The following is a 12,826-nucleotide window of genomic DNA, read 5'->3' as shown; positions in this document are numbered from 1 at the left end:
CATTTAATTTCTCTGCTTGTAGTCCATATAATCAAAGCTTTTAAGAAGCGTGTATGCGCCTTGTGGATTAATCACGCCAAGCGAGGGTAAAGGCACTCCATTAAAGGTATTGTTTTTCACAATAGTATAATGGAGCATATCTTCAAAAATCACTCTATCGCCTACACATAAGGACGTATCAAAGCTATAATCCCCTATCACATCACCTGCAAGGCAAGTAGGACCCCCAAAACGATAGCGATATGCTCCTACCTCCACGCCTTTATCGGCTTCAAAGCCATTTTGATGAGATAGCTTTGTTACATTGGGGCGATAAGGCATTTCAAGGCAATCAGGCATATGTGCTGCGGCGCTCACATCAAGTATGGCAATAGACATTTCATTTTGCACGATGTCTATGACTTCACCTAGTAAGAATCCTACATTCCAACCCACCGCTTCGCCGGGTTCTAAAAACACTTCTGTATGATATTTTGCCTTAAAATCCTTGATAAGCGATATAAGCAAATCACAATTATAGTCTTCGCGTGTGATATGATGTCCCCCGCCAAAATTAATCCATTTTTTACCCTCTATATAGCGTTGAAAATGCCTTTCAAAATGTGGCAATGTCCGCTTTAATGCACTGCTATCTTGCTCACAATGTGTATGAAAATGTAGCCCACTAATACCTTCTAATCCATGCTCTGCCACACCCCGCTCAAATGCTTGAGGTGTGATACCTAGACGTGAGCCTTTAATGCAGGGATTATAAATAGGTGGCTCTACCTCGCTATACAGAGGATTTACACGCAAACCCACTTCAATAGGAGGGAGATTTTGTGCTTGAAGGAGTTGATTTTTTGTATCAATAAGGGGTTTAAAGCTCTGCCATTGCGCAAAGGAGTTGAAAATAATATGTGTGGCATATTGCAGAATCTGTTCCATTTCTTTATGCTTATAGGCAGGGGAAAACACGCATATATCTTTACCTTGCTCTCTCCCTCCTATTTGCTCATAGCCTAATTGCGCCTCGTATAGCCCACTCGCAGTGCTACCGCTTAATGTATTTTTAAGCCTATCAAACACACGCCAAAACGCGTAGCCTTTGAGTGCGAGGAGTATCTTTGCACCGCTATGCTTTTGGATAGAATCTAATAAGGCAAGGTTTGCATTAAGCTTTTCTTCTTCAAGGATGTATGCCGGGGTAGAAATATGAAAAAGTGTCGAGGCAAGACGCATTTTACTTGAGGGCAAATCGTCTCACTGCGGCTTCAATCTCCACAGGATTGGACTTAGAGATAAACTCATCAGCATTGAGTGAGCGCGCCATATCCTCATTGCTACTTCCACTCATAGAGGAATTTACTACAATGGGCAAATGCGCTGTAGCAGGATTAGCTTTAACTTGTTTGATAACTTCAAAACCACTTGCTTCAGGCATTTCAAGGTCTGTGATAATCATACCTATTGAGCTTAAATCTGTGGTAGGGGCAAATAGATAATCAAGCAAATGTTTGCCATTGATAAAGTCGTGATGGACTACTCCAAGTTTATTAAGGATAAGCTGCATAGTGCGTAGCACGGTGGGGCTATCATCTGCGAGCAAAATACTCTTAGTTGTTTCTACTTGAGAGATTTTAGCAATGCCCTCTTCTTTGTCTTTCTCAATCCACGGAAATACATCAAGTAGCATTTTTTCAATATCCACTACTTGCACGAGACGTCCATCAAAATATCGTGTGCGGCTTACAAGCTTGCCATTATGTCCGCCACCGCCTACACCCACACCTTGCTCTATCTCTGTCCATTTTTTATTAAGGATTCTATCTGCTTCATAGATTCTTACACCAATAGTCCAACGTGAAAATTCACAGATCATAATAATGTCTTCTTCTCCGGGTTCTCTTTTCACTCCACAATTACGCAAATCTTTGCCCTTATTGTAAGTATCATAGAAAAACCATTTACGCATATCAATAAGTGGAATAGTTAATTCACGAATGGTGATAAGCCCTTCTACGAGACTATTATTCTCGTGTGTAACAACGGTCAATGCACCATTATATTTAATCACTTCACGAATCTTAAATACATTCACAGCATATAAATCTTTGCCTTTTTCTAAACGAAAGCAAAGGAGTTGTAACTCATTATTTTTGTGAAGACTTGTTACTTGGTCAATTTTTGCCATACTCGTTTTGGACATATTCACCCCTTTAAGATTCTAAAAATAGCTTAGTTTAACACAAAATCACTAAATATAAGTTTATGCACCGTTGCTTCTTTGGTTAGATTTTGTATGAAAGCGCATTTTAATTACAATAATAATCCACCGCACAATACCATAGATGACATAGCTACTCATCAACACACATAAAGTTTCTTGCGGGCTAATATAGATAATGCCAAGCAGCAAAATAACAGCAATAAATGACTTAAAATTCCATTGTATTTTTTTAAAACTTGGATAACGGATATTGCTCACCATAAGAATACTTACAATAAAGCTTCCCCCTAGCATTAAATATTCATAATGGTATGTTTTAATGAAATCATATTTTAAATCAACAAGTATCCATAACATCACAATCACAGCTGCCGAAGGAATAGGCAAACCGATAAAAAAGTTTGGTTCAGAGATTGAAGTGATATTAAAACGTGCTAAACGCACAGCTCCAAATATAACAAATAATGCAGGAATGCTCGTGCCTAAACGTCCATAGTCTATACCTATATAAAAATAGAGTAAAAAAGCTGGGGCTACACCAAATGCTACCACATCAGCAAGAGAGTCAAACTCTACACCAAATTTACTCGCAGTATTAGTAAGTCGTGCTACTCTTCCATCAAGCCCATCTAAGATCATTGAGAGTAAAATCAGCCAGCAAGCCATCTCAAAATTTGCTTTTGATGCATAGACAACGCTTAATATGCCTAAAAAAATACTTCCAGCAGTAAAGAGATTAGGCAGAATAAAAAGTGGGTTAAACTTCATAAAAATACCCTATAACGCTTTGTAATGCCTTTACTCTATCACCTATGCTTACCTTAAGTTCTACTTCTGCGGCATTTAGCCCTTTTTGTTGAGGAATGTTAATGCGTGTCATACCAGCTTTCATAAAGCCTATGCGCTCACCTACATTTAAATCGCTAGAAGCAAAAATATGATGTGATGAGAAAAAAATAGGATAAAAATCTAGAGTGAATTTTCTGTCCTCCAAGCTTTGAAACGACATAGAGGCATTGAGCAGATTTGTTTTATCTTTAGCGCAGCACGTAAGGCTTAATCCCCTTTTTTGCTGACATTCTCCTTTGACTACATCGTATGGAGCGCGTATTACACCCACATCAATGAAGCGAGTTTCAATAAGAATGTTTATTTCTCCTTCAATGGATTGAATATCTCTTATAATCCCATCGACGGGGGAGGTAAAAGCATTGCTTTCGTTAATATTTGGGATTCTCTCTGGATTGCGAAACATAATAAGCCACAGCACAAGGAGGACAAATAACACAAAAGCACATAGATTCCAATCAAACCATAGTGTAAGCAAAAATGCTCCAAGCAATACTAATGCACCTATCCAGCCTTGTTTTGCAATGATTTGTGTGGTTGTCATAATGTCTCCTTAAGCTTCTTCCTCAATAGGGATAAGGCGAGTTGGTAAATTATGCTCTGCCTCATATTCCTGTATAATCTCTCGCACACGCGCACCATCAATTACTTCTTTGTCAAAAAGTTCGGTTACCATATTTTCAATCGCTTCTTTATAATCGCTTAAAAGTTTCTTTACGTGATTATAACGTTCATCAAGCGTATTTTTGATATGGGTATCAATTTCTTGTGCGAGTTGCTCACTAAATTCTCTCTGCGCTCCACCACCACCAAGGAAAGTATTGCGTTGCTTTTCAAGCACCATAAGCCCACTTACATCAGTCATACCATAATAGCTAATCATAGATTTTAGAATGCCTGTAGCTCGCTCTAAGTCATTGCTCGCTCCTGTGGAAATCTCTCCCAAGAAGACATCCTCAGCTGCACGTCCGCCTAAAAGCACATCGACCTCTGCCATTAGCTCGTGTTTTTGCATAAGGTAGCGATTTTCTTCAGGCGTGTGCAATGTGTATCCAAGTGCTGCCATACCACGCGGGATAATAGATACTTTATTTACTCTATCTGCACCTTTTGTCATCTCTGAAACCACAGCGTGCCCGCTCTCGTGGTAAGCAACAATCTTTTTCTCTTTAGGAGAAATGCGACGAGACTTTTTCTCTAATCCTGCAATACCCCGCTCGACTGCTTCTTTAAGATGTTTCTGGCTTACTTCTTTTTTATTTTCTCTCCCTGCTAAAAGTGCTGCCTCATTGATAATATTTGCTAAATCTGCTCCGGCAAGCCCAGCTGTGAATTTAGCAATCTCGTGTAAATCTACATCACGAGCCAAAGCTACATTTTTAATATGCACCTTGAGAATCTCCAAACGCCCTTCAAAATCAGGCTTATCCACAAGCACTTGCCTATCAAATCTCCCCGGGCGTAACAATGCAGGGTCTAGAATCTCTGGGCGGTTTGTAGCGGCTAATACAATAACCGGAGCAGATTCAGAACCAAATCCGTCCATTTCTGCCAAAAGTTGATTGAGCGTTTGCTCTCTCTCATCATTGCCACCTACCATACTTCCTGCTGCACGGCTTTTCCCAATCGCATCGATTTCGTCAATAAAAATAATGCTTGGTGCATCCTTTTTCGCCATTTCAAACAAATCTCTCACGCGACTAGCGCCTAAGCCCACAAACATTTCAATAAAGCTACTCCCACTCATAGAGAAAAATGGCACATTAGCCTCTCCTGCTACGGCTTTAGCAAGGAGTGTTTTACCCGTTCCAGGAGGTCCTACTAAAAGCACCCCTCGTGGAATCTTTGCTCCCACAGCCGCATAGCGTTCAGGGTATTTTAAGAAATCTACAATCTCTACAACCTCTTCTTTTGCTTCCGCATTACCTGCCATATCATCAAAGCGGACATTGGGCTTTTCAGCATTGACGAGCTTTTTTGCATTTCCCATACCAAAGATTCCCCCACCCATACTCTTTTGCATACGTGCAGTAAGGAACATCCACAACGCAATGATAATGAAAATAGGTAGGAGCATATTTACTAAATCGCCCAAGAAGCTTCCCTCACTAAAGCCACTATACTCGATTTTCTTTTCATCAAGCAAAGGTACAAGCCCCAAGTCAGCTACTTTTTTTGTCGTGTAGAGAATCCGCGGAGAGCTACTAGCCGAATATGCCTTAATATATGTCTGTCCAATACTTACAGAGGCAATTTCACCCCTTGAGATAAGCTCTTTTAATTCATTATATGTAATCTCTTTTGTAACGCTCCCTCCCAAAAATCTATCCGTGAGTGAATCTCCTCCACTAGGGGAAAATAGCTTAAACAAAAGCAAAGCTAGAATTACAAAAATAGCAAATGTAAGAAAAGGATTCTGCTTAAATGGCGGTTTTTTATCATTAGGATTTTCCATATTGTCCCTTTTATTATCATAAAGTTAATTTCAAGGCTACCCACTCATCTTTACAGCGAGTTTCTAGCACATTAAAATCATTAAAAGATTTTATTATATCAAATTTATATTCATCAAGTATCCCTGAAAGTATCAAAAGCCCATTTTTTCTACATTTTGCCTTCAAATCATCGTGTAAAAGATTGAGAACAAAGGGGACGATATTTGCCATTATGACATCATATTGCATAGGTGTATCTAAGGGTGATTGAGCAATGCTACCTTGCCAAAGTTTCTTAAAATTGACTTGATTTAATGTAGCGTTTTTACGACTTTCCTCAATAGCGCATTCATCAGTATCGCAGGCATAGACTTCTGCACCAAGCTTACAAGCACCAATGCTTAAAATACCACTTCCACAGCCCACATCAAGCAATGTTTTATTTTGTAAATCTATTTCGCCTAGCAATTCAAGGCACATAGCAGTGCTTGCGTGATGTCCAGAGCCAAAGGCAAGGGCAGGACTAATGATGATTTCTTTATCATTTTTGCCTTGCTTGTGGGAAGATTCTCTCCATAAAGGGCGGATATAGAATCTCCCGCATTGCACAGGCGTAATCGAATCTTTATAGGCTGCTATCCAATCGCAGTTTTGCTTCTCCTCAATATGATAGTAAAATCCTATCCGTTCATTATGTATATCTGTAAGCCAAAGGGCAAAATCCCGTAGAGATTCTATAAATGTGGGCAAATCAATATCATCTCTACCTATGCGACTAATAATTTGTGTGGGTTGCGTGCTTTGTTTAGCTTTTTGTATATCAAAACCTATGCTTTTCCAAGAATCATCATTATAAATAATCGCAAAAGGATTTGATGGGGTTATATCAAGGTATTCAATAGCATAAGAAGTTTTTTGAAGTATAAAATCGGCAAATTGCTCTACAAAGCCACTTGGGTGGATAATAATCTCCCAATATGTTTGTTTATCCAGCCCTTGCATAAAGTGGAAGCCTAGTCCTCATTGACACCTAGCACAACTTCTAATTTTTCTTTCAATACTTGAGGCGTAAATGGCTTAACGATATAGTTATTCACTCCTGCTTTAAGCGCGGTAATCACCTCCGCCTTGCCTCCTTCAGTGGTAACCATAATGATGGGGATAGATGTGTATCGCTCATCGGAACGAACTTTTTTTACTAAATCTAAACCATTCATTTCAGGCATATTCCAGTCGGTAATAAGCACTTGAATGCCTTCAGTGCTATCCATAATCTGCCACGCCTCTACGCCGTGTTCAGCTTCTAAAATATCTTCATATCCTAAACGTTGTAGGGTATTTTTTATAATCCTTCTCATTGTAGAGCTATCATCAACAACCAGCAGTTTCAAATTGTCTCCTTCTTTAATGGCTAGTCTAGAAAATTGCAATTTTAGCATATCTTTTAAACAAGTTAGATTAATCCTTGTATTTTTTTTCAAAAAATATGGATTTTAGCTTAGATTTCATCAAGAATACGACGACAAAATATTATTTAAGTAAAGATATACTTTAACTTGTGAATTAAATGAATTGAGAATCTTATTTTTTGTTTTGCTCAAACTTTGATTCTATATAATCAGCATTTTATGCAAATCTAGAGACTGAAAATAGCCTACTTATATCTTTAAATCTATGGTTGAATAATTTAATGAAAATGTCATTATCGTATCTGCGATACAATAGTATCAAATCTAAAATTAAAGGAATGTCTATGAAACTGCAAGGAAAAAACAATCTTAGTCTTGCCACACCCCTTTATGCAAAAGATTTAGATGAAAGTTTTTGTATTATTGATATGCGCTATGAGGAAGATTACAAATTGTGTCATATCAAAGATTCTTACCATCTCAATAACCCCTATGATATTTATTTTTTTATAAAAAACAATCCAGATAAAAAATGTGTGCTTGTATGCTATTCAGGGCATACTGCAAGTATCTTAGGTACAGAGCTTATAGGGGAAGGCTTAGAGAATGTATATTTCTATGATGATGAGTTTAGCACACTTACAAATACAAAACTTCAACTCATCGCCAAATAATGTTATAATCTGCGTTTTTATTATCACATACAAAGGAATGTAATGAGTGTTTTGTCTAGTTTGCTGTATATCCTTTCAAATATCAATGTGATATTTTATCTCCTTGCTTTTTTTATTGGAGGGATTCCATTTGGTTGGCTTTTGCTTAAAATATTTTACAAAACCGACATTCGTCAGTCTGGTTCGGGCAGTATAGGGGCGACTAATGTCTATCGAGCCCTAAAAGAAAGAGATGAAAAAAAAGCTAAGATTTTTTCCATTCTTACTATTGTGTTTGATGCGACAAAGGGTTTAATTGTGGTGGCTATTGCTAAAATGCTGGGTTTGAGCTATGAAACGCAATGGACTATCGCGCTTTTAGCCATTTTAGGGCATTGCTATAGCCCATTTTTAGGATTCAAGGGTGGCAAGGGCGTGGCTACAGCAATTGGTTCTGTTTTACTCCTTATTCCTCTTGAAGGTATATGTGGTCTCATTATTTGGGGGGTTGTAGGCAAGGTCTTTAAAATCTCTTCTATTTCATCGCTTGTAGGTGTGTTAAGCGGTATTATACTTACCTTTGTGCTACCTTATGTTCTGCCTTTGCCAGATAGCATTTCTATTACCGCGCAGATTCACACGCATACGCCTGTAGTGCTTATAGGATTACTTATCCTCTATACGCATATTCCTAATATCAGGCGACTTTTTAGTGGGCAGGAAAGCAAAGTATTGTGAAGGAAAGCATTACTCTGTATATTGAGAATCTCACTTGTGAGGCGATTATTGGGGTGCTACCATTTGAGCGGTACACTCCGCAAAAGCTTATTATCGAAGCTGATATTACTTATATGTATAGTCCAGCGCAAGCATTTCTTGATTACGCGCATATATGCGAAAGCATACAACAATACTTACAGAATGGGACTTATGAGCTTTTGGAATCTGCTCTTATTGACATTACTCAAAAACTCAAAACGCAATTTCCAGCGATTTGCACTCTTACACTCTGTATCAAAAAGCCCAATATCTTAGACTCTTGCATTGTGGGAGCAAGTATCACACGACATTTTAAAGATTCTTGCTCGCATTAAGATTCTAGCAAAAGACATCTTCTTACTAACGCGTAGTTGCTATATCTTCACATAGTGGCGTTATCTCGCCAATACGTGGTGTAATGAGCGTGAAGGGCAGTATCTTGTCTCTCTATTGTAGAGGGCATATAGACTTTGCAAAGGCTGCTTCCAGCTATGTGGTGCAAGGGCAAATTTGCTATTATGAATAGGCATAAACTTTTTTGCAACATAAATCAATCCCTACCCGCACGAAGCTATCGCTTTGGCAATGCTTTTATATCACTTTGAATACTTGGAATCGCCACCTTTGGCGGCAAACACGATTGCAAAAAGAAAAGACAATACAGAATCATTGCGATGCGTGTAAGATTCTATAATACCTTGTTCTATGGAATACTAGATAGGCTCATAGGGTGATTGTGTGCCTTACCACAATAGAAATGTGGTGATTGTGCGATAGAATCTTTATGTGAAGCTAACATCAATATGCCCTTAAAAGTCCAATAATCATTTTGCACCACCTTAGATTTATGATTTAGCAAAGACATAATGAAATTAACTATCTTGCCTTTATTTTGCTATAATGCCTTACATCACAATCACAAAGGGGTAATATGAAAATTTTAGTGATTCAAGGACCAAATCTTAATATTCTAGGACATCGTGAGCCACATATCTATGGGCATTTTACATTAGAGCAGATTCATAAAAACCTATCCAATCAGGCAAAGCAAAATGGCACAGAATTAGAGTTTTTTCAAAGCAATTTTGAAGGCGAGATTATCGATAAATTGCAAGAGTGTATCGGTGGAGAATACGCAGGAGTAATTATTAATCCCGCAGCATTTACGCATACTTCTATTGCGATTGCTGATGCAATTGCAAGCTGCGGTGTGCCTGTGATTGAAGTGCATATTAGCAATATCCACGCACGTGAGGAATTTCGTGCAAAAAGCTATACAGGTGCAGCGAGTGCAGGAGTAATTACGGGCTTTGGTGCATTTGGCTATCATTTGGCATTGATTGGAATCTTGCAAATTGTTAATGAAGTGCAAGCCCTCAAGGCACAGCAGGCACAAAGCAAAAAAACATGAAAAAAGTAACTCCCCCACATACCTACCTCATATTTGATGAAAACGCACAATATTATGAATGTGGCTTTAGCTGCGATAATGCGTTAATCTTGCGGGTGGGAGAAGAGTGCTATTTTATTACAGATTCCCGCTATACCCTTGAGGCAAAGCAGCATTCCTATGCAAGTGAAGTAATAGAATCTACAGATTTTATTCAAAGCACACAGGCGATATTGCAAAAGTTGCGAGTAAAAAATATTATTTTTAACCCCCGAGAACTAAATCTAGCCTTTTATGATCGTCTTAAACTAGCCCTTGATAAGATTGATTGCGCCCTAGAGCCTAGAGATAACTTCCATCAGCTTTTGCGTATCAAAAAAACGCCCAAAGAAATTGCCCTTGTCGCTAAAAGTCAAAAGCTCAACAAAAAAGCTTTCAAGCATTTTGCAAAATATATAGGCAAGATGTTTAAAAAATCTCCTAGTGAAAAGCAGCTTCATTACCAAGCTATGCAGTTTTTAAGTTGTTTTGGGGAGTATGATTTAAGCTTTGAACCAATTGTAGGTATTAATGCCAATGGCGCAAAGCCCCACGCTCTGCCTAGCCCTAAGTGTTTTTTGACTAAAAATGATATATTGCTTTTTGATGCGGGGATTAAATATAAGCGATATTGTTCGGATATGACGCGCACAGCGGCGATAAGAGACGAGGTGCATTTCAGTAAAAAACAGTATTTTAAAGATAAATTTATGCAAAAAATCTATGATATTGTGCTAAAGGCACAAGAAGAGACTATCGCTAAGGTGAGGAGCGGTATGAGTGGCAAGGAGATTGATAGCATTGCACGAGATGTGATTGAAAAAAGTGGCTATGGGGCATATTTTATCCACAGCACAGGACACGGCGTAGGGCTTGATATACACGAACTCCCGCGCATATCGCGTTTGAGTGATGATATTATCGAAGATGATATGATTTTTTCTATTGAGCCGGGCATTTATCTGCCTAATGAATTTGGCGTGAGAATCGAGGATTTAGTCGTTATGAAAAATGGTCGCCCAGAGGTGTTGTAATGCTATGGATATGTTATGAGTGAGCTACAAGATTCTAGGCATTCTATGGGTTTATTGCAGATTTGCCAGAGTGGCGAATTAGGACTTTTAGAGTCTTATACAGCTAAGCGATACGCGCTTAATATGGATTTTTTCTCCTTGCTTAACACAAAGCTTTTTAATGCCTTGAAAGCCCCCATTAAGCAATACAATCTCTATTTACATAATCACAATATCAATATCATTGATGTGCTTTCTAAGAGCTTTGTATATCCCACAAGAGCAACAGATGGAGCACTTAAGCACACTATGTTAGAGCAAAATCTTGCCCTAGCGGAAAATCCGCTCAATAATCCCGCCTACACAATTTACACAAATAATCTAGCTCTTCATAAGCTTGATGAGGAGAGCCTCCCGCTTACTGCAAGTGCTTGTAATCCTATGATTGATATGATGCTAAATGACTTTGGCGGGGCTAATCGCTTTCATCTGCCTACATATTTTTTGCCTAATATGACGATTTTTGGGCTTCTTGGGGGTATGTTTTTACAATTTTTGCTTGAAAAGGGCTATTTTTTTCATTCACTTTTACTTTTTGAAGAAGATATGGATTTGTTTAGAATCTCACTCTATTTTGTGGATTATCCGCTTTTATTTGAGCGGGTGAATGAACACTCCTGCTATCTTTTTGTGAAAGATTTGTTAAACAAGGAATTTGTGCAGCATTATTTTACGCATAAGCGTATTACAAATAACTTCTTGCGCTTGGAGCTATGCTTGTATGATAGCCCTAAGCTACAAAACGCACAAGAGCAGGTAGCGCAAAGCTATGCGGTCAATGCACGTGGTTGGGGGAGCTTTGATGATGAGATGATAGGGGTGAAAAATACCTTTATGAATCTTGGGAAGCAAGAGAGGCTTTCCTATCCTATTTTGAATCTTCCCAATCGCGTGAATGCCCCTATTTGTGTGGTGGGTAATGGCTCGAGTTTAGACCATTTGCTACCCTTTATTAAGCAAAATGCGCACAATATGATTATTTTTAGCTGTGGTACGGCTTTAAAACCGCTTAAAAATGCGGGAATTAACCCTGATTTTCAAATAGAAATTGAACGCATAGCCTATCTCAAAGATGTTTTAGAATCTGCGCCATTAAGCGATACCACGCTTTTATGCGGCAATATGGTGCAGCCTAGCGCGATAAGTCTTGCTAAAGAGGCTTATATGTTTATGCGTGGGGGAAGTGCAAGTGCGTATTTTAATGCTGCAAAAAGTGTGATTGAGTTTGCCGCGCCTTATGTGGGGAACGCGGGATTTGCTCTAGCGTGTTTATTGAGCGATGAGGTGATTATTTGCGGACTTGATTGCGGCTATATTAAGGGCAAAGCAAAACACGCGCAAGGCTCATACTATAGGGAAGAAGAAAGCACAATACCCAAAAACGCCTATAAAGTACAGGGCAATGGAGAGTATGAAGTATATGCAGATGCGCTATTTAGTCTATCAAGTGCGATGATGACTAAGGCGATAAATGTTTTTAAGCCTAAACTTGTAATGAATCTTGGTAGTGGAGCATATATCCGCTGCACACATGCGGTAAGTATAGATGACTTCACGCTCCGTGATATTGATAAGCATAAATATATAGCCGAGCTTAAAGGCTATATGTGTGCGGATAGGAATGCTGTGTTTAAGCATAAGGGATTTTATGAAGATGAAGTCAATGCCTATAAGGAGGCGATATTGGGGGCTTTACGTCAGGGTGTGGAGGGAAGAAATGGAATCGTGTCAAACAAACGTGAGCTATTTACGCGTATTGATAGCATTCACGCTCTCTGCCTTAAGCAATCCGCACGGCTGCCATTTGTAGGCATACTCTTTGAGGGGAGTATCTCCCACATACTGCATACGATGATGGTATGTGCGCTTCATATTCCTAATGATGATATTGCGCTTTTTTATGCGCGATGTGTGGAATTAGCAGAATCTGCACTTAATAAAATGGTAATGAGCTACAAAATGCTACGTATCGGGGCTAGGTAATTTATCCAAACGTATGTAAGATTCTGT

14 protein-coding genes are annotated in these 12,826 nt (G+C 38.8%); 6 read left to right on the top strand and 8 right to left on the bottom strand.

Annotation, left to right across the window (positions count from 1 at the left end; all coding sequences use genetic code 11):
- Positions 1 to 3: 3 nt before the first annotated feature.
- The 7 genes from nspC to QZ289_RS02260 are packed head-to-tail and all read right to left on the bottom strand — an operon-like array spanning position 4 to position 6,884.
- A complete protein-coding gene (gene nspC, locus QZ289_RS02290) occupies positions 4 to 1,221 on the bottom strand; it encodes a carboxynorspermidine decarboxylase (RefSeq protein ID WP_295698955.1) in 1,218 nt (405 codons plus the stop codon).
- Between the two features lies 1 nt (position 1,222).
- Positions 1,223 to 2,188 (bottom strand): chemotaxis protein, encoded by a 966-nt coding sequence (locus QZ289_RS02285; protein WP_295698760.1) that lies wholly within the window; start codon positions 2,186 to 2,188, stop codon positions 1,223 to 1,225.
- Positions 2,189 to 2,248: 60 nt separating this feature from the next.
- Positions 2,249 to 2,977 carry a CDP-diacylglycerol--serine O-phosphatidyltransferase gene (pssA, locus tag QZ289_RS02280; protein ID WP_295698758.1) on the bottom strand — a complete coding sequence of 243 codons (729 nt, stop codon included), beginning with the start codon at positions 2,975 to 2,977 and terminating at the stop codon, positions 2,249 to 2,251.
- On the bottom strand, positions 2,967 to 3,602 hold the full coding sequence (locus tag QZ289_RS02275; RefSeq protein WP_295698756.1) for a phosphatidylserine decarboxylase: 636 nt from the start codon (positions 3,600 to 3,602) through the stop codon (positions 2,967 to 2,969). The genes pssA and QZ289_RS02275 overlap by 11 nt, the downstream gene beginning before the upstream one ends.
- 9 nt (positions 3,603 to 3,611) lie before the next feature.
- The gene (gene ftsH / locus QZ289_RS02270) at positions 3,612 to 5,513 is read right to left on the bottom strand and encodes an ATP-dependent zinc metalloprotease FtsH (RefSeq protein ID WP_295698754.1); all 1,902 of its coding nucleotides are present in this window, start codon (positions 5,511 to 5,513) and stop codon (positions 3,612 to 3,614) included.
- A gap of 16 nt (positions 5,514 to 5,529) precedes the next feature.
- Entirely contained in the window at positions 5,530 to 6,495 is a 966-nt protein-coding gene (locus tag QZ289_RS02265; RefSeq protein ID WP_295698752.1) for a 50S ribosomal protein L11 methyltransferase, read from the bottom strand.
- 11 nt (positions 6,496 to 6,506) lie between these two features.
- Positions 6,507 to 6,884, bottom strand: coding sequence for a chemotaxis response regulator CheY (locus QZ289_RS02260; protein ID WP_295698751.1), 378 nt, complete (start codon positions 6,882 to 6,884; stop codon positions 6,507 to 6,509).
- Between the two features lie 362 nt (positions 6,885 to 7,246).
- Here QZ289_RS02260 and QZ289_RS02255 point away from each other — a divergent pair, with 362 nt between their 5' ends.
- The 3 genes from QZ289_RS02255 to QZ289_RS02245 are packed head-to-tail and all read left to right on the top strand — an operon-like array spanning position 7,247 to position 8,649.
- On the top strand, positions 7,247 to 7,576 hold the full coding sequence (locus QZ289_RS02255) for a rhodanese-like domain-containing protein (RefSeq protein ID WP_295698749.1): 330 nt from the start codon (positions 7,247 to 7,249) through the stop codon (positions 7,574 to 7,576).
- 42 nt (positions 7,577 to 7,618) lie between these two features.
- Complete coding sequence (gene plsY / locus QZ289_RS02250; protein WP_295698747.1) at positions 7,619 to 8,293, top strand: glycerol-3-phosphate 1-O-acyltransferase PlsY; 675 nt, start codon at positions 7,619 to 7,621, stop codon at positions 8,291 to 8,293.
- Positions 8,290 to 8,649, top strand: coding sequence for a dihydroneopterin aldolase (locus QZ289_RS02245; protein ID WP_295698746.1), 360 nt, complete (start codon positions 8,290 to 8,292; stop codon positions 8,647 to 8,649). Before plsY ends, QZ289_RS02245 begins: the two co-directional genes overlap by 4 nt.
- Before the next feature lie 368 nt (positions 8,650 to 9,017).
- Here the strand turns inward: QZ289_RS02245 and QZ289_RS02240 are convergent, their stop codons facing one another.
- Positions 9,018 to 9,179: a hypothetical protein gene (locus QZ289_RS02240; protein WP_295698744.1), complete on the bottom strand. Its 162-nt coding sequence runs from the start codon at positions 9,177 to 9,179 to the stop codon at positions 9,018 to 9,020.
- Between the two features lie 66 nt (positions 9,180 to 9,245).
- On the opposite strand from QZ289_RS02240, the gene aroQ reads away from it, so the two are divergent.
- The 3 genes from aroQ to QZ289_RS02225 are packed head-to-tail and all read left to right on the top strand — an operon-like array spanning position 9,246 to position 12,799.
- Positions 9,246 to 9,725 carry a type II 3-dehydroquinate dehydratase gene (aroQ, locus tag QZ289_RS02235; protein WP_295698742.1) on the top strand — a complete coding sequence of 160 codons (480 nt, stop codon included), beginning with the start codon at positions 9,246 to 9,248 and terminating at the stop codon, positions 9,723 to 9,725.
- Positions 9,722 to 10,777, top strand: a complete 1,056-nt coding sequence (locus tag QZ289_RS02230) for a M24 family metallopeptidase (RefSeq protein ID WP_295698740.1) — start codon at positions 9,722 to 9,724, stop codon at positions 10,775 to 10,777. Before aroQ ends, QZ289_RS02230 begins: the two co-directional genes overlap by 4 nt.
- Before the next feature lie 15 nt (positions 10,778 to 10,792).
- Positions 10,793 to 12,799, top strand: a complete 2,007-nt coding sequence (locus tag QZ289_RS02225) for a 6-hydroxymethylpterin diphosphokinase MptE-like protein (RefSeq protein WP_295698738.1) — start codon at positions 10,793 to 10,795, stop codon at positions 12,797 to 12,799.
- The last annotated feature ends 27 nt before the right edge of the window (positions 12,800 to 12,826 follow it).

This window comes from uncultured Helicobacter sp. (assembly GCF_910577135.1).
GTDB classification, from domain to species: Bacteria; Campylobacterota; Campylobacteria; order Campylobacterales; family Helicobacteraceae; genus Helicobacter_C; species Helicobacter_C mastomyrinus.
The sequence above is the reverse complement of the archived record's forward strand: the minus strand, read 5'-3'. Positions and strand labels throughout refer to the sequence as shown.